Genomic DNA, 19,837 nt, shown 5'->3' on the forward strand with positions numbered 1-19,837 from the left:
AGCCGGCGAGGCAATCGGCTGTCTGGAGCAATTATGAATCCCTACCTGATCACCGGACCGGCGCAGATCGGCATCAGCGGTGGTCGCACCAGCGGGCACATGGTCTACAAGATCCTCGAAGCACACGGCGGAACCCTCCCGCCTGATGTGCACCTGTTCTTCCAGAACACCGGCAAAGAGCGCGAGGAAACGCTGTTCTTCATCGACCAGATCGCCAAGCGCTGGAACGTGAACATCGTCTGGATGGAGTGGTGCCGCGTGTACGGCCAACCCGATGACGCGCCCTGGTACAAGCTGGTGGACTTCGAGACGGCCAGCCGCAACGGCGAGCCGTTCACCATGATGCTCGAGTATTACTCCGCATACCGGAAGGCAGAGAAGAACCTGCCGCCGGTGCTGCCGAACTTCTCGAACAACATGTGCACCGCGTACCTGAAGGTGAAAATCGGCGAGAAGCACATGCGCGCTCTGGGCTACACCGAGTGGGATTGCGTCGTCGGCATTCGCTACGACGAGCCAAAGCGATACCACCGCATGATGGCCGCCAATGATCGCGGCGGCACCCGTTGGGACAATGTCTGCCCTTCCTACACCGCCGGCGTCACTAAGGAGGACGTCGGTGAGTTTTGGGCAGCCCAACCCTTCGATCTGGGGATGGATTCAGACTTCGGTAACTGCGACCTGTGCTGGAAGAAAAACGAAGGAAAGCTGATCAAGACCATCATGGATGACCCGTCGCGGGTGATCTGGTGGTCAGGTACTGAGGAACGGTTCGGTCAAGTGTTCAGGCAGGATCGAGCTGACTATAAGACGATGGGATGGTCTGCCGAGCAACGTTCTAGGCAGACCGACTTCGATTTTGAATATCTAGCCGAAGACATTGACTGCTTCTGCGGTGATTAGCCAAAAACCTTCAGAAGTGAAAGCACGCCTATTACGCTACCACCGAGCCCAGTTAAAGCCGTACACCAAGCCATCAGTGCATCCCTCCTGTATTTCCTCGCTTCCCTGATTATGGAAATCGCAGCGTGCTCTCCGGCCATAGTGAGACACCGCTCACTCTGCTGAGTGAAGCCGCTTTCAACATCTTCCCAAAGCTTCGGATCAGCCGGGTCCGGCATTGGCATTGATAGATTTTCTATCAGGCGACGGTAGTTTTTTGTGATCAGTACCCGCCGATCTTGGGTTAGATCTGACCACTCGCAATAAAAAGAATGCTGAAGTCCTGTGTCGTGAGCCTCTTGGGTGTTTGGAGGTCTTTCTGACCAAATCCTATCCCCAAGCTCGTCTAGCTCCCGAAGTCGCACCTTAAAAAGGTACGAAGCAGGCAGCAGCGTTTTCAGTTTTTTACGTAATTCCATGTAATCCCCTTCCAGCTTTTTCGCACTATAGCCGCGAGGTAATCCCGTGCCCACTGCAATCGATTTGTTCGCCGGCCTAGGCGGATGGTCCACCGGTGCCCGCAATGCCGGCATCGACGTTATCTGGGCGGCCAACCACTGGCCGGTCGCCGTCGAATGGCACAGCGCCAACCACCCGGAAGCCATTCATATCTGCCAAGACCTGCATCAGGCGGATTGGTCGAAGGTTCCGGCCCACGACATCATGCTGGCCTCGCCGTGCTGCCAGGGTCATTCGAAGGCACGGGGAAAGAAGTCCGGCAATGCTCAGCACGACGCTTCGCGTTCCACGGCGTGGGCCGTTGTGTCGGCCGCCGAGTATCACCGGCCAGAAGTTGTGTTGGTCGAGAATGTCGAAGAGTTCACGGACTGGACTTTGTACCCCGCCTGGTCGCAGGCAATGGCTGCGCTGGGCTACATGATCGCGCCGCACGTAGTCGACTGCGCCGATCTCGGCGTGCCACAGCACCGCGTACGCCTGTTCCTGGTCTGTACCCGAAGCAAATCGCCGCTGATGCTCGAGCTGCACCGGCGTCAGCACGTTCCCGCCGCCAGCTTCCTCCAGTTCAACGCTGGACGCTGGTCACCAATCGAGAAGCCGGGACGCGCACAAGCAACGCTCGACCGGGTGCGAAACGGGCGAGAGCGCTTCGGCGATCAGTTCATCATGCCGTACTACGGCAAAGGCTCCGGCCTGACCGGTCGAGACATCAACCGGCCAATCGGCACCATCACCACGCTTGACCGTTGGGCGCTCGTTCGCGGTGATGAGATGCGGATGCTCACAGCGAATGAGGCGCTTGCCGCGATGTCCTTCCCCGCCGACACCCTGCGGCCCGACAACCACCGGCTGACTATGCACATGGCGGGAAACGCAGTGCCGCCGCTCGCCGGGCAGCGGATCATAGAAGCGCTCAAAGCAGCGGCCTAACTTTAACCCGTTGACCGCAAAACTCAGCCATTACCTCGGTCATACCAGTTGTTTGCGATCTCAGCAGCCTGCTGGTTGATGTCGATCCAGCTTTCGAATGGTCCGCTTACGATGCCCATCACGGAAAACAAGCCTCCAAGCCGTGTACACACACGCACTTTGTCGGGCAGCTCCTTGGCGCTTTCTGGGTAATCAAGCCATGCCTCTCTGCCCTGAGTGAGCTCGAGCGGGATAATTATTGGTTCAACGTAAATACAAGTCTCCATTTCTAACTTCTCCACCTGTTCGATTAGGTCTAATCGTGCCCCCAGTGGGAGGTGTTTTCCAAGTAATCCTGCAATTAATTGCGGCGCACCGCTCATCAGCTAACCCACCCTCCACCGCCCGGGCATGCCCCGGCATAGGACGCCACATGGTTAAAGAAAACTGGAGCATTGATATCCTCAGTAACACTTCCGATATTTTCGAAACACCAACCCTGCCAATGTCGCTGACGAATAAATATCTCTTTGCTTTCGGACGAGCCCCATAGGCTCCACGAAATTACTCAACCCAAACATTAAATACCAGAAATCACTAATGTTTGCTGCGTACCCCAATTAAAAAAATACTGCAAACCACATGTCTCAATAACTCCGACCCAAGGATCATAATAATCAATTGTTCCTTGATCATCGTCACATCCCAGCACCACCACATAGTGCCCTTCAACAAAAACCAAAAACCCTGAGTACTGGTCTGCATATTGCAAAATTGGTTCTAACTCCTCATAGACCTTAATCTCACGCACACCATGCAAAAGGCCACTCTCCTTTGAAAAATAAAATCTATTGTAGAAAACAGCAATACTCTCCAATTGATCAAAGGTAATCCCTTCAAAAACCCACTCAGGATAGAAATTAATCACAGCCTGTTCCGAGACCTGCACACCATTTAATCGCATTAACACCGAAAAACTCGCAGCCCAACATGTATGGCTGAGCTTCTGTATTTCAAGGTTTGGGAAAATAGTAAAAAACTTTTCTCTAGTCACGCCTTCATACGACATATAAATTCCCTTTTTTTCAAAAAAACCATCAAACCAGGTCGAAGCGCGAACTGGTCACCCATCTATTCATTTGTAGTCGATGGGCACAATTTTGACCAAGACCTTGTTCGTCGTTTACAGCGAAAGTGATCTGTAAGCGACGATCAGATTTACCATTCGATTGCAGTGCCACCACTGCCCCCTCCCCCCTTCAAAGTCAGCCGCTATAGCGGCAAGGAACCGGCATGCCCAGGAAAAACCACCTCATAGTCGACTCCGGCTGCACGCAGGACAACGAACGCTGGTCGCTGTCGGCTTGCGGCCTGAATGAAGAATCCGAAGTCGCATGGGACGGCACCCACCAACGCGAATTTGTCAGCTGCAAACGATGCCTGGCAAAAATGGCCAAGCCGCGGCCGGCTCCAGAGCCATTCCACAAAGAGCGTCCCATTCTTTTCAACGGTGCGATGGTCCGCGCGATCTTGTCGGGCCACAAGACAGTCACTCGGCGACCGATCAAAGGGAATCAGATCCCGAGCCTCAGCAAATCCGATTACCCCGAGAATAAGTGGATCGCCGTGGTTCAAGACCATCCGCGTTGGGGGTTCGCTGCATTCGGTGCGACTGAGGAGGAATGCGCGGCCGAGTTGGCCATGTACGGTGGCTGCCCGTACGGGCGGCAAGGCGATCGGCTGTGGGTGCGCGAGACTTTCATCGATCTGCGCGGCACCGGTGTAGAGCATCGCCGAGACCCGGACGGCCCGCTCCAGCGATACGCTTACGCTGCCGACTGTCGCCCAGGGTCACACAGCGACGAGGCAAGGAAAGACTTCGGCCTGAAGTACAAACCCAGCATTCACATGCCGCGTGCCGCGTGCCGCATCCTGCTGGAGATCACCAACGTGCGCGTCGAGCGGTTGCAGGACATCAGCCGCTCCGATATCCGGGCGGAAGGCCTGCAGTGTCCGCCGGAGCTGGCAAGCGATGACGTTTCGCCGAATTACCGAGACTGGTACCCGGCGGCTTGGAAGGAGTTGTGGAACGCCACCGGCGGCGACTGGGACGCCAACCCGTGGGTCTGGGTCGTCGAGTTCAAACGGGTGACGCCATGATCCTCACCAGCATTGCCGTCAACTTAATCTTCTTCTGGCTTCCATTGGTACTGACCATAAAGGCGGTGATCGGATGAGCGACCATTCAAAACTGAAACAACTGGCCGAGGGATGCCGCGATGAGGTCATTCGTTCGCACGGCTGGGTGGCCATGATCGAGGATGCCGGCTTGTTGCAACGTGATGAGCAGTTCCTCAAAGAGTGTTCGCCCGAGGCGGTGCTGGCACTGATCGCCGAGAACGAAGCACTGCGCCAAGACCGCGACGGCCTCCTCGAGGCAGGAGCGCACCTACTATGATCCTCGCCCCGCTCTACATGGCCTACCTCATCTACAAGGGGCCGTGGCGATGAAAGCTCGCATTGAGAAAAAGCTCAGCAAGCGACTCGTTCAACTGCACCCAGCCATGTATCGAACGGCTTGGCGCGACGACGAACAGTCGGAACTCGCTTATGAGCAAGGCTCGAAAGTCAGGCACTGCCTAAGCGTAGGTGGTGGCACTGACTACTGGGGTGAGGGCCTAGAGGCCTACACGGTTTGGGCAGATTGGCGTAACAACTGGTCATGGTATGGCCATTTCGAATCCTACCCCGAAGGCCATGAGTTCGAATCTTATCCAGACACAGGAAGCTTCAGGCCGACAACGAAGAACCTGCTGAGGCTGGCCGCAGACTGCGAACTTGGTTGGCGCGCCAAAGGCCGCCCGCGATGAACCGCATGGTCAGCGTCCGCACCGAGGAACTGACCGGCCTGGCGCTGGACTGGGCAATCAACGCGATCGAGAGTGATCAGCAGCCCGGCACCGGTCAGCTGGATCTCTTCGCCCAGCCCGACGCCGAGCAACTGATCACGAAGTACGGCGTCTGGTGCGAAGCCGGCCACCGGCACCCATGGCTGGCCGACGCGACAAACGATCCGTTCAACCGGGTCATCGGCGAAACCAGAACCGTTGCCGTGTTCCGCGCCGTGGTCTTCGCCGAGCGCGGCGCCACCGTGAAGGTCCCCGCCGAACTCATCCAGCAGTAACCCCCAACCACTCAACAGCCTGCCGCTGTACGGCGGGCGAGGTGCATGCATGTTTATTTGCGCAGAAACCAAGATCGGGCGGTGCAAATCGCTCGGCGATCAGGTGCGCGTTCTGGCGCTTCGCCTCGGTGGCGGTTGGAGTCAGGCGCGCGAGGATCTGGCGAAAGAAGCAGAGCAATGGTTTGGCCGAGAGCCGGTCACTACAAAACAGGAATGGCGCGCCGTCCGCGCCGAAGTCTTCCGCACCGAATAACCACCTTCTGCCGCCACGCGCGGCATGGAGCACCACCAATTAACTGCCCCAGCAGGGGAAAAGGATGCTGTATGGGCGCACAAAAATTGCAGCCACGCTTTATCCGCGCCGGCGAGGCGCCTGCCTACTTGAGCATGAATTTGCCGTTGTTTAACGAAATCGTCAGGCCGTTCGTGAACGAGTTCCCGATCGGGGAGCGCGGGGTCGGCTTCGATCGTCAGGAGCTTGATGCGTGGGCATCGTCCTACGTGGCAGCCAAGGCAATTGATAAAAAGGGCGCGAGGGAGCAACAATTGCCCCGCAGCGAGCGCCAGAAAGGAGAAACACAATGGCGCGAAAAACGATCACAGGCCTCTCCCAAAGGAAAGGTCTCTGGCATATCGACAAGAAGATCAACGGCGAAAGACTTTACGAATCTACTGGAACAAGTGACCGGCAAGAAGCAGAGCGCTACCTGATACATCGACTGGAGCAGATCCGGCAGGAGAAGGTCTACGGCGTTCGGCAGGTCAGAACGTGGCGGGATGCGGCGATGCGTTTTTTGGTCGAATTCAAGGATCAGCCTTCGATCAAGCTTTCGGCTCACCACCTTTCACAGCTGGACGAATTCATCGGCGACATGCCGCTGACCCATATTGATGACCAGGCCCTTGGGCCTTTCATTAAGGACAGGTTGGCGACCAAAACGCTGCCGGATGGCAAGGTGAAGAAAGGCGTGAGCAACAGAACGGTGAATATCTCGATCGAGCGTGTGGTTCGGGTTTTGTCGTTGTGTGCCAGGAAGTGGCGAGACGATGAGCGACGGCCGTGGCTGGATAGCGTGCCAATGCTCACGAAGCTGGAAGAGAAGAAATCGAGTCGCAAGCCCTATCCGATGTCGTGGGAGGAGCAGTCGATTCTTTTCGGGGAGTTGCCGGCCCACCTGCAGACGATGGCGCTGTTCAAAGTGAACACCGGTTGTCGCGAGCAGGAAGTTTGCAAGCTGAGGTGGGACTGGGAGATTTCGGTGCCGGAGCTCGGTACCAGTGTGTTCCTAATCCCGGCTGACTTTGGCGGCAGACACGAACGTTCTGGCGTGAAGAATGGCGACGAGCGCCTGGTAGTGCTGAACAGCGTTGCCAAGTCGATCATTGATAAGCAGCGCGGGCTGAGCAAGGAATGGGTTTTTCCTTACAACGGTAACGCAATGCATCGGATGAACGACTCTGCTTGGAAGAAGGCGCGAGTGAGAGCGGCGAAACTCTGGCAGGAGGAAAACCTTCGCCCCGCTCACCCTGGCTATCTGTCGATCAGGATTCACGATTTGAAGCATACGTTTGGCCGTCGCCTTCGAGCGGCAGGAGTAACCGAAGAAGACCGAAAGGCACTTCTGGGTCACAAGAACGGCAGCATCACCAGTCACTATTCGGGCGCTGAGCTCGGGCATCTGATTGAGGCTGCGAACATGGTATCAGCAACCGATTCGCGTGGGCCGGAGTGTGAGGAGGTTCTATGTTTGGCACTGGCCAGAAGACTGGTGGGATGACGCGGGACAACGCGGTATGAGGCAGGAAAGCCAGAGCCCGTAAGGGCCCAGAGAATTGCCCCTCACTGGGACTAATGCCAAAGCATCGCCAAACAATAAACAGATGAATTTAGACATCAGGGATGGCCACCACCAAATTTCGCGGAAGCTTTGGCACAGACCATCCCCTTGCAAGGTATAGATATATTATACCGAGGTCTTCACATCCAACCGCCAGCCCAGACCACACGCCCAACGATCTCCAGTTCGTTCAGGTTTTCTTTAGCAACCATCATCGTCTGATAAGCCGGATTGGTGCTGATCACCGCCACGCCACCGCCTATGTGACGTTGCAGGCGCTTGGCGTAGAGATGGTCGTCAAGCCGAATCACATAGACAGCCTCCCCCTCAAGCGTGTTGCGGCTGTGATCAATCAGCACAGTGTCGCCGTCACTGAGAAATCCCTCCATTGAATCCCCATCAACTCTGATTGCGGACAGCCTCGACGCCTCCAAACCTTGTCGACGCAGTGAATAATTCGTGAAGGCCAATTGAGTTAAGACCGGTGCCGTTTCGGCCCAAGAGCCATGTCCAGGACCGCACCGCGAATCGTATAAGGGCACATAGCTATAGGTGCCGTCTTCTACAACAAGGCATTGCTGCCGATCTTCGCCAAATGCCAGCCACTTCGCCGAAACACCAGCCGCTTGAGCAATCTGCTCCAACCTATCAAGTGTCGGATAAGTTTCCCCGCTCAGATAACTGCGTATCGCCCCCTCTGAAAGACCAGAATCGCGCGAAAAAACGCGTGCAGCCCTAGTACCCATCGCATCCTTGAGCCTATCCCGGAAGCATCCGATTGCCCCCAGTGGAATCGGATGCCCCGCATCTGAAGCATCCGGTTTATCCGATTCCTTATAAGTCATTGATTTCTCTCGGTTATTCATTTTTCTGAGCGCTTCACGCATAAAAAAGAATCGGATGCGCGTTTTTCTGATTGATATGCGCGGATATCCGCGCTATGTTTATCCGCAACAGGACGTTAGACATCCTAAAAAAACCACCCGTGAAGATGGTTCAAACCTATGAGCGAAATCGACATGCCCACAGACCCCGCTAGCCGATGGGAGTGGATCAAATACCAACTCCGCATTCGGGGCACCTCAATGGCCGAGCTCGCACGCCGGTTAAAAGTCACCGACCGCGCAATCCGCAATGCCAAAAGCACCCCTTACCCACGTATTGAGCGCTCACTCGCTAAAGCTCTGAGCCTTAACCCAGCAGACATTTGGCCAGAGCGCTGGAACCCAGATGGCACGCCCCATAGACAACGTCCCACGCGAGCAGAAGAAAACACCTACACCGTTAACGAATCAACAGACTTCTGTTTAGACCCGTTTAAAAAAGACTGCATGTTGCGTAGGCAGTTTCCTACAAGCACAGGAAAAAATACGCCCTATGGCAAGGATACCGGACTCTCTCCAGTAGAACACTGTAAAGCCGTAAGGAGTGTCTAGACATGCGCCGTCTAAAAGATGACAAGACGTTAGACATCTTCTCTGTCCCACAGCCCATCCTCTCTGTCCCTGGTCACGGAAACTACGCCTCCCAAGTCAGCGAGCTGGTGAGCGAAGTACTCAAAGGCTCCGAACTCGACCGTTACGAAATAGCGGCTCACATGTCGCGCCTGTCAGGCGATGACGTCAGCAAAAACATGTTAGACGCTTGGGCAAGTCCTGCCCGTGCTGACCACAACCTTCCTCTATATAGAGCTGCATTGCTGGAAGAGGTCTGCGCCAGCCACATCCTCACGAACTGGCAGGTTCACTTGCGCGGCGGTCGCGTTGCCTATGGTCGCGAGGCACTGGATACAGAGCTGGGCCGTCTTGAACGAGTCGCGGCAAACGCCCAGCGCCAAGCTCGCGAACTGAAAAAACTTCTGGGTGAAGACCATGCGTAACTGGTTTGCCGCCCAGGAACTGGCAGGCCTGCCCGGTTTGCCCAGCACTGCTCGCAATGTCAAAGCTATGGCGGCTCGCGAAAGCTGGGAAGGCCAACAACGTCTGGGCAGTAAAGCCATCGAATACGCTTTCGCCGTCCTGCCGAAAGCCACGCAAATTGCATTGATTGCGGCATCGGTCAGCGAAAGCCAGCCCTTACAAGCGGCGGAGCCGGAACCAAATGCTATCGAGCGTGACCCCGTTTCCGCGTCACGCTTAAGCGAAGACCAACGCTCAGTGATGATCGCTCGGCTGGCCTTCGTGCGTGAAATCGAGCGCATCAGCCAGACCATTAGCCAGCAACGCGCTATTGATTCACTGGTCGCTTTGGCCAAAGCAGACCAGCTCAGTCGCTACCTGAGCAACCTCGTACAACGCGCCAACGACCGTAAAACCAGCGACCGCACCTTGAGCGAGCGCACCCTCAAACGCTGGCTGTCCGACTATCGTAAAAAAGGCGAAACCGGTCTGGCGCCCGGTCGCCGCGAAAAAGACATGAGCGTGCCCGAATGGTCAGCATCATTCCTCAGTTGCTACCAGCGCCCGACAAAGCCCAGCGTGGAATCCGCCTATGCGGAATTCGCCCTCAAGCACCCGGCCGAACGCCCAAGCATCCATGTGGTACGCCGCTTCCTTAATAAGCTAAGTGCCGAAGCCCGGGAGCGCGGCCGTCGTACACCGCAAGAGCTCAAAGCGCTGCAACCGTTCAAACGGCGCCTTACCAAAAACCTGCTGCCGTGCGACGTATTCACCGCCGACGGCCACAAGTTCGATGCTGAGGTACTGAATCCACGTACCGGCAAACCCTATCGCCCGGAGACAACCACCGTCATCGATGTCGCAACGCGTAAGGCATTGGGTATATCCATCGGCGAAGCCGAATCCACCATCGGCGTTATGGATGCGCTTCGCGACGCAGTGCAACACGGCATGTTCGCCCTGTTCTACGTCGACAACGGTTCTGGTTTCGCCAATGACACCGTTCGAGAAGTGGTCGACCGTCTTGGCGGCGAGATGACCCATGCACTGCCTTACAACAGTCAGGCACGGGGCCTGATTGAACGCGCCCACCAAACCATCTGGGTCAATGCGGCCAAAAAGCTGACGAGCTACATCGGTGCCGACATGGACAAGCATGCCGGAACCAAAGTCCATCGGATCAGCCGTAAACAACTTCGTGAAACTGGCGCCACGCGCTTGATTCCAACCTTCGCCGAATTCATGGCGGGTGTTGAATACGAAATCAAAACCTACAACGACAGCCCCCACCGTGGCCTCGCAAAAATCCGCGACCGACTCACCGGCAAGCTGCGCCACATGAGTCCGAATGAAGCTTGGGACGCCGCCCGCGTTGATGGCTGGGAACCGATGATCGCTCCGGCCGATGTGCTGAACGACCTAATGCGCCCCCAGGTCATTCGCCCAACTCGTCGCGGCGAAGTGACCTGGTCAAACGAAACCTACTTCCTCGACGCCTTACGCAATTTCCACGGCGAAGAAATCCGCGTGGCCTACGACGTGCGGGACGCCTCCCGTGTATGGGTTCGGAGCATCGACGGTGACCTGATCGGCGAAGCGCTACTGGATGGCAACGCCAGCGACTACATGCCGAAAGCCATGATTGAAAAGGCCTACGACAAGCGCGAGACCGGTCAGATGAAACGCGCCTTGGACAAACTGGAAACCTTGACCGGCAAGCGCGTGGAAATGATCGCGACTACCAGCGCCCCGTCCGCTCAGCTCACTGTCGAACAACTCGCCGAAGCACAACGTTTCGCTCAACTGTCGAGCCCACAGGCTTCGGCTTTCGACCTGCCATCAGACCCTACTGTCCGTTACCACCTCTGGCACAAGCTCGCCGACCGCATCAGTAGCGGCGAAACGCTGACGCCTGAAGAAACCCAGTGGCACAGCCGCTACCCCAGCCACCCCGACTTTGCCTCGATCCGCCGCATGTTCGAGTTCGCCGAACAACGCGCGTAATTCAACACCCGCAAGGAGCTATCTATGAGTGTTTCAAAAATTGTCCCGCTGACAAACGTCGGCCTGCTGTCCGCCGCCATCGAGCGCGCTCATTCCCGCCCGCAAGGCCTACCCGGTTTAGTGGTGATGTACGGTGCCAGCGGTCTGGGTAAAAGCGTGGGCGCGGCCTTCGCCGCCAATCTACACCGCGCCTACTATGTCGAGTGCCGCGATACCTGGAGCAAGAAAGCTTTCCTGCAAGCGATCCTGCGAGAAATGAGCATCGCCCCCGGCCAAACGCTGTCGATCATGGTTGACCAAGTGGCCGAACAGCTGTCCCGTAGCGGCCGCCCTTTGTTGATCGACGACGTTCAGTATCTGCTAGAAAAAGCTGTGGCCAACGTCCTCACCGATATCTACAACGCCAGTCAGGGCACCATCGTCTTGATCGGCGAAGAGCGTGTACCCAGCAGCTTGGCCAAGCTGGAGCGTTTGCATAACAGAGTGCTGGAATGGGTGCCCGCCCAAAGGGCGACCCTTGACGACCTGCGCAACCTCGCCAAGGCCAGCTATCCCAACCTGCACATCGCCGACGAACTGCTGGAAGACCTGCGGATTAAGGTGCACGGCTGCTTGCGTCGTGTCGCGGTCAACCTCTACAAAATCTACAACGACACGCAGACCCGGGCCATCGATCAAATCGACTTGGCCGGTTGGGGCAATCGAGTCTGGTTTACCGGCGAAGCTCCAGTTCGGAGGGGCTTGTAATGGCTGGAGGTCGAGGACGTAAACCAATTGATCTGGAAATGCAGGGCGCCAAAGGCAACCGTCAACGCATCTGGGAAGCCATCCGTATCGGCGCAAATGGTTTTCGAGCCTATGACATTTCCCGTCGCGCCAGCGTCGACGATTCCACAGTACGCAGCTATCTGCGATCCCTGATTAAAGGGAAATACGTCGAAGTCGTCGACGGAGAAAAATTCGAAGAACAGACGCTGCGTCTGATCAAAGACATTGGCGCTGAAGCCCCAGCAGTCACTCGTGATGGTAAGCCCAGCGCAGCCGGGAAAGGCACCGAAGCCATGTGGCGCTCCCTTCGCATCCTGGGCGAACTGGATGCCGACGAACTGGCCGCGCAAGCCTCCATTGTGGTGCCGACCACCACATGGACAGCCCGCGGCTACCTGAAATGGCTCAAGCGTGCGGGTTATGTCATCGAAGTTCGCGTCAGCAAACCGGGAACAAAAGCCCGTTATCGCTTGGCGCCAGGAAAATACACCGGCCCGCGCCCGCCAATGATCCAGCGCGTCGGTCAAGTCTTCGACCCCAACCTGGGAGAAGTCGTATTCCGACAGGCAGAGCCAACGGAAGAAGCACTATGAACCTTGAACTCGCCGCTTGGGGCGATGCCCCGCCGCTGTTCGTGCGCCTGCTCGCGGCGGAAGTCGCTGCCACCAACAAGACCAAAGCCAGCCAACGTATTCGCATGAGCCGCACTGCCGTCAGCTTGATTCTGGCCAACCGCTACCCCTCACCGAGTACGGCGGGAGTCGAGCGCCGCGTCATGGAAGTCCTCGGCCGAATCGAGTGTGTCGCTTTGGACGATGTGGTCACCACCGACCAGTGCCAAAGCTATCGCAAAAAGCCGGCACCGACCCACAACCCGCAATCCATGCAGCATTGGCGCGCGTGCCAGCACTGCCCCCATAACCCCGACCGCTGCCATCAGGAGATAGACCATGCTCGCTTCCACTAACTGCACGCTGAAAGTATTGACCCCATCCCTTGCTGAGCACCTGCGAGTGTTCAATCGGGCCGCCCGGATTTTGCAAGGGATGCATGTCCGGCTGTTGCACCTCGACCCGGTACAAAACCAACTGACGATAGAACCGGTGGCAGCCCGCGCATTGATCGATGCCCGCGCCGTTAGTGGTTTCCAACGTGACGCGAGTGCTGGCAGCACTCGCTACGCCGTGCAGTTCCACGGAGTGACCCTGGTATGGCGCGAACCCATCAGCTCAACCCGAACAGATGACTGGTCTAGTCCGACTCTCCACTGAGGAACAACACAATGACTGCACAACAAAACACCATTCCAGCAGGCTATCGAATGGACGCACAGCGCCGCCTGCTGCCGAAAGAGTGTGAAATGGTCAAGGCTAACTCCACAACCGTAACTCTCCACGATCCTGAAATTGCCGAAATGCTTGAACGACTTCAGACCTGGCACGCCAAGCGTATCGAGCAACTTAAGAGCCTCATCAATGCAGAGGAAGAAGTCAGTATCGTTTTGCGCGGGGCTGATGGTCACCAGATCGAAATCACAGGTGATGCCCGTAAAGGTTTTAGATCAGCGCTCCGTATCGCCGTGGAGATGCTCTCTCCCTTCCCCTTGCGAACAGAGAAGTTCCCGGCCGCTAACGATCAGGAGAATGACTGACCATGCAGCGCTATCACGATACCCGCAATGACCCGCTGCCAATTCATTCGCCGCTGCATGAAACCGAGCGCACTTATGTATCCCGTTTAGTCTCAGAGTACCTGGCTCGCGGCGGCGAAATCGAGCAGATCGGCCACCGCATGAGCAACACACCCGCAGCATTTACCATCAACCCGGAACGCTCACCGGTCTACGCCCATTTGTTCGCGCCGATTGCCGCCGAAGCGGTCCCTCCTGCACAGGTACGGCCTGAACCAACAACCGAGTCTGACCAAACAGATGAGCGACGGCTCGCCGCGCTGATCATGGCAGACGCCACCGTGGGCAATTCGTCCAAGTGGATCGCCAAGAAACACCACATGACCGAAAAACGCGTGCGCCAGATCGCTCGCGACTATCACATCACCTTCCATGTACAGCGATAGGACATCCCATGGCCAAGATCACCCTGACCCTTGAAGACCGGCACGACGAAAACGGAAAACCGACTGTATCCCTCGACATGACCGGCGCCCGAGTCGGGCCGTTCGGCCAGACCTCGCCGACTGAGGCCCTGCGCATCTCGCAAATGCTCTTCGGTATGGCCGCTTGTGAAGAGGCATTGGGCGGTGTACCCGCCTGCCGTCGTCAGCCACACAACCACACACTTCATTAAGCGAAACCGTCCCGGCCATCCGGGACGGTCTGCCAGGCGTGGTTGCCTGGTACTGATGAGCAGCCAACCCATGTCCGACGAAACATCCGCTGCACGAAAAACCCGTCTGGCCCGTGAGCGCAAGCGAGCACAGCGCCAGCGGCTCAAGGACAAACGGCTGGCCATGGGCGCCAGCAAACTGAAAATGGAAATCTACAGTGGCACGGAACGCGCGCTGGAACAGATCCGCACGGCCGGGCAGTTCGACGAATCCGAACATGCGCTCACGGTGACGATTCACAGCGTCGCCGAACTGTCACGACGTGACCCGGTCGTATTCCGCGCCCTGATGCAACGGAGCGAAAAATGAACACCAGAAACGTGCAACTCAGCAAAATACATATCGCCAAGAAAGACCTTGGCCTGGACGATGACACTTATCGCGAACTACTCGGCCGGGTGGCTGGCGTGCGATCGGCTAAAGACCTCAATCTGCGTCAGATCGGCCAAGTACTGGCCGAGTTCGCCCGGCTGGGCTGGACAGCGACAAGCGCAAAGCATCCCGGCCGCAAGGCTCCCACCCCGGCACCGGATCGGGAAAAACTGATAGGCAAGATCGAAGCCTTTCTCACCGAGGCCAATCGCTCCTGGGCGTATGCCGACGGCATGGCCTTGCGCATGTTCAAGGTTGAACGCGTGGAATGGTTAGATCCGCAACGACTCCACAAAATGGTTGCAGCGCTGACCTACGACGCCCGCCGACACGCGAGGCCTACAAAATGACTGAGGATCTATTCCCGGACGATAGCGACCAGTTGGACGCTAAAAAAGTCTTGGCCAACCTGCAAGACCCAACGGTGATTCCCCGGTGGGAAGGTTCACTCAAAGAGATGGTCGAGATCGCCGAGGCCACGCTCCTTGTGGAGCTGAAACCGTCGTCAACGGCGCCGGAATTGGCACACCATGTCGTCTTTGCAATCTGCTCAACGATGGGTGGCAGCGTGATCTATTTACCCAGAGGCGACGCAGTGAAACGAGCGCTGCGCGATGCCTCCATTTATCGCGACTGGCGGGAAAAAGGTATCCACCCTGCAGATCTTGGGCGCACGTACAAACTTGCTAACCAGACCATTTATGAGATTATCGCCAAACAACGGGTGCTACATCGCAGGAGCGAACCCGATTTATTTGGTTTTGATGAAAGGACGATTCACTAATGAAAGGAATGGCGGCTGCTTCAGTTCTCGCACTAGTGACAGGGCTTACTGCACTCGACAGTGTCGGGGCTGAACCTGTTGAGCAACAAGCAACCGCCATGCTTTTCGATGCATGTCCAACATTGGCGACTGCCCGAAACGCCTCCGAAATTGTCGATCTGAAAACCAGTCGTCTACCTGCCGAAGACAGCTCAGAGCGTGACATGGGATGGCGAGAGATCGTTCAAGTCCAAATCAAACTGGCGTCCCCAGCCAAGAGCTTACCGCGTGATTTCTACGCCTCTGGCCATACTTGCCAATTCGATATCGGCCATGGTGGGTTGATGACCGCCAAGGCACCGTGCAAGAAAATCTGTGGGATTACAGCGATAGACAGAGATCCTGCATACCTACCCATAGCCGCGACGAAGGCATTAAATCTTGCCGCAGAATAGTTCTACCCAGCCCCGCCATCGAGCGGGGCTTTTTCTTACACACTGCTGATACTCAACCACCCCCCATCAAAGGCGAACCTACCCCCGTTCTATCAAACGGCAGGTTCGCACCATGCACTCCGCTCACGCTTCCCCAAAAGTCTCACGGCCCAAATGGCCACGCCAACACGCGCAACTCATACTCGCTGCAGGTGATGATCTGGCCCGCGAAGTGCTATGGGCAAAGGTTCCGACAGGCTGGTGTGACATGGTGCAACTGCATATCTCCCAGGCCGAGGCACGCACAGAGTCGCACATTCAGCAAAGTGAGCAGTTACAGACGCGTGCAAGTCCTACAGCGCCTGCCTTAGCTGAATACCAAGAACCCTCACGCCTACGTGGCAGCGCCATTGTCGCTAGCACTCATCTAGCCGCATTGCGTTCCGCCATACACCCCTTGCGAGTAACTGCATGAATCTTCCGTTACCGAGGCGGCGTCCCCGTGCGCCCCGTATGACTAACTGGACACTGATCACCATCGCACTGCTGGTGTGCCTGGCAATCGTTGCGCCAACCAAACTGCCGGTCGTTGTCTATAAATGTGGCTTGGTCACTCTAGGCGGTGTACTCGGCTACTGGATCGACCGTGCGTTGTTCCCCTATGCCCGCCCGAACAGGGTTCGGTGCTATGAGCGCTCCATGGCCGGTATCCGCCGCGCCCTCGTCGTGCTGGCCTGCATCCTTGGCCTGACGCTGGGGCTTTGAGCATGCGGCGAATATTTCTATACATAAGTGCAGTCTCGCTGACCTCTCTCTTCGGACTTGCGACAGGCGCGCCCGCTCACGCCGAAATTCCGGCCGACGCTGAGCGCTACCGCCGCGACCTGATCCGCATCGCCCAGGCGGAATGGGGCCTTGATGCTCCGGTGGCGACCTTCGCCGCACAGATCCATCAGGAAAGCCGCTGGCGATTCGATGCGAAATCGCCGGTCGGTGCGCAAGGCTTGGGCCAAGTGATGCCCTCGACCGCCACATGGCTTGCCCAACTATTCCCCAAAGCGCTGGGCAGTATCGAACCGTTTAACCCTACGTGGTCAATGCAGGCACTCGTCAGTTACGACCGCTGGTTAGCGGATCGTAACCGCGCGCGCAGTACTTGCGAACAAGGGGCATTCATCCTCGCCAGCTACAACGGCGGACTGGGCTGGGTCATCCGTGACCGCAAGTTGGCATTGGCAAAAGGCGCCGATCCGCTGACATGGTTCAACTCGGTCGAACGGCACAACGCTGGTCGTTCGGCCGCGGCCTTCAAAGAAAACCGCCAGTACCCGCGCTTGATCTTGCTGCGCTGGGAAGCGTTGTACGTCGCAAACGGCTGGGGCCAAGGATTGTGCCAATGAAAACCATGCTGGCTCTTTTCAGCTCGGCCACTTGGTATGTGGCGTTGATTGTCGCAGTGGTTTATGGCCTGCACGTTTACCGCCAGGAAGGCTATGACGAAGGCTTCGCGCTGGCCACCGCCGTGGGTGATAAGGCCACCGCCGAACTTCGCGAATCCTTCACCAGCGAAAAACTTGGATTAGCCCAAGCCGCCGCAGATACCGCGAACAACGCCCTTTTTGATCTGCGTGCTCAACAAACCAAGAACAACCAACTCACCAGCCAACTCGCTGACAGCAAAGAACGTCTGCGCAAAACCACCGACAAGCTCACAGGGGAAATAGCCCATGTCACCCAACTTTACCGGCGCGCCCTGGATGCGCCGCGTGAGCCGTTACCTGGTGCTGTGTTCACTGTCGGCTTTGTCCGCGTGTGGAACACTGCAAACGGTATCCGTTCCGCAATGCCAGCCCCGAACGACACCAGCGGACTTGCTGCGCCGCCCGGCGGAACCGGAACCACTTACACCGATGAACGCCAGCGAAGCAACAATCGCTGACGACCTCGACTCCGGTATTCACCAAGCCGAGATCCTGACTAACCAAGTACGCAATGCCGAGCTGCATGGCATCTGTCGAGCGCAACTCGACAACCTGATTGATTGGACACGCAATGGAAGCAACTGATGAAGCCAGCCTGCTGGAGGCCCTCCACAACGACTCCGCTTTAGCGGCGCATTTGGCACAACGGGAAACCTTGACTGGCCCGTCCGCCGAATTCTGCCAAGCGGCTGATTGCGACATGCCGATCCCCGAAGACCGGCGCCAAGCCGTCGAGGGCGTACAACATTGCGCGCTCTGCCAAATGCGTCGTGAAAGGAACCAATTCTGATGACAACAATTGAGATGCCGCTTTGGCAGATGATCACCTTGGGCGGCACCATCCTGGGGGCGTTTGTCGGCATGGTAAAGATGCTGCTGGTGCAAATGGAACGGCGCCTGGATCAGCGATTCGCGGTTGTCGACAGGGACAGCGATCGCCTGCGCGAAGTTGAAATCGGACTGGAGCGTTTGCGTGGCGAGATGCCCTTGAATTATGTCCGCCGCGAAGATTGGGTGCGCAATCAATCCATCATCGAAGCCAAGCTCGACGGCTTGGCGCTCAAGTTAGAGAACGTTCAGCTCAAAGGACTACGCCCATGAACATCGATCCAGCCAAAGCGCGTCGGGAATCCCTGCGCTGGTACATCATTCTGACCCTTAATACTTCGCGCCCCGTTGATCCTCACGAAGCCGTGGTGCTCTCGACCATTCAGGGCATCTTCCCAGACGTCACCAGTCTGGAGCTACGACGCGAACTCGACTACCTGGAAGATCGCAGTCTAGCCACACTGGATAAACAACCCAGTGGCGTATGGATTTGTGGCCTGACCCACTACGGCGTCGATGTCGCCGAGTACACCATTCCTTGCAATCCCGGTATTGCCCGCCCCGAAAAATACTGGAGCTGACCCCATGCCGCCGCGCAGCAAAGTCGCCAGCCTGCCCAAGGCCGTTAAAGCCTGGCTCGACAAGGCACTGGCTGAAAACAGCTTCAGCGAATACGAAAGCCTCGCGGCCGAGTTGTCGGTCCAGGGCTTTTCGATCAGCAAGTCTGCGTTGCATCGCTATGGCCAAGACTTCGAGTCCAAGCTCTCCGCGCTCAAGGTCGCCAGCGAACAGGCACGCGCCGTAGTCGCGGCTGCACCAGATGAAGAAGGCGCCGTTAACGAGGCGTTGATGCGATTGGTACAGGAGCATTTGTTCAAGTTACTAATGACCGACGATAAGCCATTCGATTTGGCCAAGGTGGCCAAAGCTGTTGCGGAACTGGGCAAGGCCTCTATCGCGCAGAAGAAATGGCAGGCCGAGTATCGAGAAAAGGCCGAGGCAGCTGCATCGCGTGTCGAAAAAATCGCTAAGAAAGGTGGTTTGAATCAGGCGACGGTTGATGAAATCCGTCGCGAAATTCTGGGTGTTGCCGCATGAGCCACCGACTGTTAACTCGCCCTCATTTCATCAGGGACGTACGACAACTCTATTCCAAGGCCGTACCGGCATGCAGGGCAATGGAAAGACATGACACCGTCACTTGGGTTGAGTCCTTTGAAAACAGAGCGTTTTCCATTGTCAAAGCAATTAGTACAGCAAAAATGCTCAGGCTCAGTGCCTTTAAATTCGGGTTTGAGCGCATAGACCACCCTTCCTGGCCCCACCTTCAACAACTGGTAACGATCCAGCACACTGGACTTATCCTTGACGGCTCTAAGTTCCTTTTTCAATTCCCCAACTTGATCAATAAGCGCCATCTGTTCTCGCTGCGCGGTCATCATCTGTTGTTGCAGTTCCATCAGGCTCGCGTTCAGATCAAATACGCGGCTTCTAATCACTTCTTCGTCACGGAGCGTAACCAAGCTTTTCGCGATATCAGTAGCCGATCTCGTGCTAGCCAATGCACCTGCAATCCAGTCAATCATGGGACCTTCTCCTTATGTATTAGGG

35 protein-coding genes and 1 other RNA gene are annotated in these 19,837 nt (G+C 56.8%); 31 read left to right on the forward strand and 5 right to left on the reverse strand.

Annotated elements, in window-relative coordinates:
* The first annotated feature begins 33 nt into the window (after positions 1-33).
* Positions 34-903: a hypothetical protein gene (locus tag A8O26_RS03120; RefSeq protein WP_064116725.1), complete on the forward strand. Its 870-nt coding sequence runs from the start codon at positions 34-36 to the stop codon at positions 901-903.
* Here A8O26_RS03120 and A8O26_RS03125 read toward each other — a convergent pair.
* Positions 900-1,361 (reverse strand): hypothetical protein, encoded by a 462-nt coding sequence (locus A8O26_RS03125; RefSeq protein WP_064116726.1) that lies wholly within the window; start codon positions 1,359-1,361, stop codon positions 900-902. The genes A8O26_RS03120 and A8O26_RS03125 overlap by 4 nt on opposite strands.
* Before the next feature lie 46 nt (positions 1,362-1,407).
* On the opposite strand from A8O26_RS03125, the gene A8O26_RS03130 reads away from it, so the two are divergent.
* Positions 1,408-2,331, forward strand: a complete 924-nt coding sequence (locus A8O26_RS03130) for a DNA cytosine methyltransferase (protein ID WP_064116727.1) — start codon at positions 1,408-1,410, stop codon at positions 2,329-2,331.
* A gap of 23 nt (positions 2,332-2,354) precedes the next feature.
* Here the strand turns inward: A8O26_RS03130 and A8O26_RS03135 are convergent, their stop codons facing one another.
* Together A8O26_RS03135 and A8O26_RS03140 are read right to left on the reverse strand one after the other, a co-directional pair.
* A complete protein-coding gene (locus tag A8O26_RS03135; RefSeq protein ID WP_064116728.1) occupies positions 2,355-2,693 on the reverse strand; it encodes a hypothetical protein in 339 nt (112 codons plus the stop codon).
* 197 nt (positions 2,694-2,890) lie between these two features.
* A complete protein-coding gene (locus tag A8O26_RS03140; RefSeq protein ID WP_064116729.1) occupies positions 2,891-3,379 on the reverse strand; it encodes a papain-like cysteine protease family protein in 489 nt (162 codons plus the stop codon).
* A 224-nt stretch (positions 3,380-3,603) separates the two neighbouring features.
* Here A8O26_RS03140 and A8O26_RS03145 point away from each other — a divergent pair, with 224 nt between their 5' ends.
* The 7 genes from A8O26_RS03145 to A8O26_RS03170 all read left to right on the forward strand — a co-directional run bounded on the left by A8O26_RS03145 (position 3,604) and on the right by A8O26_RS03170 (position 7,272).
* Positions 3,604-4,470, forward strand: a complete 867-nt coding sequence (locus A8O26_RS03145) for a hypothetical protein (RefSeq protein ID WP_064116730.1) — start codon at positions 3,604-3,606, stop codon at positions 4,468-4,470.
* Between the two features lie 73 nt (positions 4,471-4,543).
* Positions 4,544-4,768, forward strand: a complete 225-nt coding sequence (locus tag A8O26_RS03150; RefSeq protein ID WP_064116731.1) for a hypothetical protein — start codon at positions 4,544-4,546, stop codon at positions 4,766-4,768.
* 49 nt (positions 4,769-4,817) lie between these two features.
* Positions 4,818-5,180, forward strand: coding sequence for a hypothetical protein (locus A8O26_RS03155; RefSeq protein ID WP_064116732.1), 363 nt, complete (start codon positions 4,818-4,820; stop codon positions 5,178-5,180).
* Positions 5,177-5,494 carry a hypothetical protein gene (locus tag A8O26_RS03160; protein WP_064116733.1) on the forward strand — a complete coding sequence of 106 codons (318 nt, stop codon included), beginning with the start codon at positions 5,177-5,179 and terminating at the stop codon, positions 5,492-5,494. The genes A8O26_RS03155 and A8O26_RS03160 overlap by 4 nt, the downstream gene beginning before the upstream one ends.
* Positions 5,495-5,543: 49 nt before the next feature.
* Positions 5,544-5,747: a hypothetical protein gene (locus tag A8O26_RS03165; protein WP_064116734.1), complete on the forward strand. Its 204-nt coding sequence runs from the start codon at positions 5,544-5,546 to the stop codon at positions 5,745-5,747.
* Positions 5,748-5,818: 71 nt separating this feature from the next.
* A complete protein-coding gene (locus tag A8O26_RS30135) occupies positions 5,819-6,205 on the forward strand; it encodes a hypothetical protein (protein WP_253756657.1) in 387 nt (128 codons plus the stop codon).
* The gene (locus tag A8O26_RS03170; protein ID WP_253756680.1) at positions 6,091-7,272 is read left to right on the forward strand and encodes a tyrosine-type recombinase/integrase; all 1,182 of its coding nucleotides are present in this window, start codon (positions 6,091-6,093) and stop codon (positions 7,270-7,272) included. The genes A8O26_RS30135 and A8O26_RS03170 overlap by 115 nt, the downstream gene beginning before the upstream one ends.
* 200 nt (positions 7,273-7,472) lie before the next feature.
* Here A8O26_RS03170 and A8O26_RS03175 read toward each other — a convergent pair whose 3' ends face one another.
* Positions 7,473-8,177, reverse strand: a complete 705-nt coding sequence (locus tag A8O26_RS03175) for a S24 family peptidase (protein ID WP_064116736.1) — start codon at positions 8,175-8,177, stop codon at positions 7,473-7,475.
* Positions 8,178-8,351: 174 nt separating this feature from the next.
* Here A8O26_RS03175 and A8O26_RS29285 point away from each other — a divergent pair, with 174 nt between their 5' ends.
* The 22 genes from A8O26_RS29285 (at position 8,352) to A8O26_RS03280 (ending at position 19,324) form a co-directional block, all read left to right on the forward strand.
* A complete protein-coding gene (locus A8O26_RS29285; protein WP_301336270.1) occupies positions 8,352-8,768 on the forward strand; it encodes a helix-turn-helix domain-containing protein in 417 nt (138 codons plus the stop codon).
* A 2-nt stretch (positions 8,769-8,770) separates the two neighbouring features.
* Positions 8,771-9,211, forward strand: a complete 441-nt coding sequence (locus tag A8O26_RS03180) for a hypothetical protein (RefSeq protein ID WP_064116737.1) — start codon at positions 8,771-8,773, stop codon at positions 9,209-9,211.
* Complete coding sequence (locus A8O26_RS03185; RefSeq protein ID WP_064116738.1) at positions 9,204-11,234, forward strand: Mu transposase C-terminal domain-containing protein; 2,031 nt, start codon at positions 9,204-9,206, stop codon at positions 11,232-11,234. The genes A8O26_RS03180 and A8O26_RS03185 overlap by 8 nt, the downstream gene beginning before the upstream one ends.
* 24 nt (positions 11,235-11,258) lie before the next feature.
* Positions 11,259-11,981 carry an AAA family ATPase gene (locus A8O26_RS03190; protein WP_064116739.1) on the forward strand — a complete coding sequence of 241 codons (723 nt, stop codon included), beginning with the start codon at positions 11,259-11,261 and terminating at the stop codon, positions 11,979-11,981.
* Positions 11,981-12,595 (forward strand): hypothetical protein, encoded by a 615-nt coding sequence (locus A8O26_RS03195; RefSeq protein ID WP_081265151.1) that lies wholly within the window; start codon positions 11,981-11,983, stop codon positions 12,593-12,595. The genes A8O26_RS03190 and A8O26_RS03195 overlap by 1 nt, the downstream gene beginning before the upstream one ends.
* A complete protein-coding gene (locus A8O26_RS03200; protein WP_064116741.1) occupies positions 12,592-12,969 on the forward strand; it encodes a hypothetical protein in 378 nt (125 codons plus the stop codon). Before A8O26_RS03195 ends, A8O26_RS03200 begins: the two co-directional genes overlap by 4 nt.
* Complete coding sequence (locus A8O26_RS03205; protein ID WP_064116742.1) at positions 12,953-13,273, forward strand: hypothetical protein; 321 nt, start codon at positions 12,953-12,955, stop codon at positions 13,271-13,273. Before A8O26_RS03200 ends, A8O26_RS03205 begins: the two co-directional genes overlap by 17 nt.
* An 11-nt stretch (positions 13,274-13,284) precedes the next feature.
* Positions 13,285-13,653, forward strand: a complete 369-nt coding sequence (locus A8O26_RS03210; protein ID WP_064116743.1) for a hypothetical protein — start codon at positions 13,285-13,287, stop codon at positions 13,651-13,653.
* A 2-nt stretch (positions 13,654-13,655) separates the two neighbouring features.
* Positions 13,656-14,078: a hypothetical protein gene (locus A8O26_RS03215; protein ID WP_064116744.1), complete on the forward strand. Its 423-nt coding sequence runs from the start codon at positions 13,656-13,658 to the stop codon at positions 14,076-14,078.
* An 8-nt stretch (positions 14,079-14,086) separates the two neighbouring features.
* The gene (locus A8O26_RS03220; RefSeq protein ID WP_064116745.1) at positions 14,087-14,308 is read left to right on the forward strand and encodes a hypothetical protein; all 222 of its coding nucleotides are present in this window, start codon (positions 14,087-14,089) and stop codon (positions 14,306-14,308) included.
* Positions 14,307-14,377, forward strand: an RNA gene (locus A8O26_RS03225) — hammerhead ribozyme type II. Before A8O26_RS03220 ends, A8O26_RS03225 begins: the two co-directional genes overlap by 2 nt.
* Position 14,378: 1 nt before the next feature.
* Positions 14,379-14,657, forward strand: a complete 279-nt coding sequence (locus A8O26_RS03230) for a hypothetical protein (protein ID WP_064116746.1) — start codon at positions 14,379-14,381, stop codon at positions 14,655-14,657.
* A complete protein-coding gene (locus tag A8O26_RS03235) occupies positions 14,654-15,070 on the forward strand; it encodes a gp16 family protein (RefSeq protein ID WP_064116747.1) in 417 nt (138 codons plus the stop codon). The genes A8O26_RS03230 and A8O26_RS03235 overlap by 4 nt, the downstream gene beginning before the upstream one ends.
* Positions 15,067-15,504 (forward strand): Mor transcription activator family protein, encoded by a 438-nt coding sequence (locus A8O26_RS03240; protein ID WP_064116748.1) that lies wholly within the window; start codon positions 15,067-15,069, stop codon positions 15,502-15,504. Before A8O26_RS03235 ends, A8O26_RS03240 begins: the two co-directional genes overlap by 4 nt.
* Complete coding sequence (locus A8O26_RS03245) at positions 15,504-15,938, forward strand: hypothetical protein (protein ID WP_064116749.1); 435 nt, start codon at positions 15,504-15,506, stop codon at positions 15,936-15,938. The genes A8O26_RS03240 and A8O26_RS03245 overlap by 1 nt, the downstream gene beginning before the upstream one ends.
* A gap of 492 nt (positions 15,939-16,430) precedes the next feature.
* Positions 16,431-16,682 carry a putative holin gene (locus A8O26_RS03250; RefSeq protein ID WP_081265152.1) on the forward strand — a complete coding sequence of 84 codons (252 nt, stop codon included), beginning with the start codon at positions 16,431-16,433 and terminating at the stop codon, positions 16,680-16,682.
* Between the two features lie 2 nt (positions 16,683-16,684).
* Complete coding sequence (locus A8O26_RS03255; protein ID WP_064116751.1) at positions 16,685-17,317, forward strand: transglycosylase SLT domain-containing protein; 633 nt, start codon at positions 16,685-16,687, stop codon at positions 17,315-17,317.
* Complete coding sequence (locus tag A8O26_RS03260; protein WP_155740634.1) at positions 17,314-17,856, forward strand: DNA-packaging protein; 543 nt, start codon at positions 17,314-17,316, stop codon at positions 17,854-17,856. The genes A8O26_RS03255 and A8O26_RS03260 overlap by 4 nt, the downstream gene beginning before the upstream one ends.
* Before the next feature lie 113 nt (positions 17,857-17,969).
* Positions 17,970-18,188, forward strand: coding sequence for a TraR/DksA C4-type zinc finger protein (locus tag A8O26_RS03265; protein WP_064116752.1), 219 nt, complete (start codon positions 17,970-17,972; stop codon positions 18,186-18,188).
* Positions 18,188-18,499 (forward strand): hypothetical protein, encoded by a 312-nt coding sequence (locus A8O26_RS03270; RefSeq protein ID WP_064116753.1) that lies wholly within the window; start codon positions 18,188-18,190, stop codon positions 18,497-18,499. The genes A8O26_RS03265 and A8O26_RS03270 overlap by 1 nt, the downstream gene beginning before the upstream one ends.
* Positions 18,496-18,807 carry a hypothetical protein gene (locus A8O26_RS03275; RefSeq protein ID WP_064116754.1) on the forward strand — a complete coding sequence of 104 codons (312 nt, stop codon included), beginning with the start codon at positions 18,496-18,498 and terminating at the stop codon, positions 18,805-18,807. Before A8O26_RS03270 ends, A8O26_RS03275 begins: the two co-directional genes overlap by 4 nt.
* Before the next feature lie 4 nt (positions 18,808-18,811).
* The gene (locus tag A8O26_RS03280) at positions 18,812-19,324 is read left to right on the forward strand and encodes a DUF3486 family protein (protein WP_064116755.1); all 513 of its coding nucleotides are present in this window, start codon (positions 18,812-18,814) and stop codon (positions 19,322-19,324) included.
* Between the two features lie 11 nt (positions 19,325-19,335).
* Here A8O26_RS03280 and A8O26_RS03285 read toward each other — a convergent pair whose 3' ends face one another.
* Positions 19,336-19,812, reverse strand: a complete 477-nt coding sequence (locus A8O26_RS03285; RefSeq protein WP_064116756.1) for a hypothetical protein — start codon at positions 19,810-19,812, stop codon at positions 19,336-19,338.
* Positions 19,813-19,837: the final 25 nt, after the last annotated feature.

This window comes from Pseudomonas fluorescens (assembly GCF_001648775.1).
In the GTDB taxonomy this organism is placed as follows: domain Bacteria; phylum Pseudomonadota; class Gammaproteobacteria; order Pseudomonadales; family Pseudomonadaceae; genus Aquipseudomonas; species Aquipseudomonas fluorescens_M.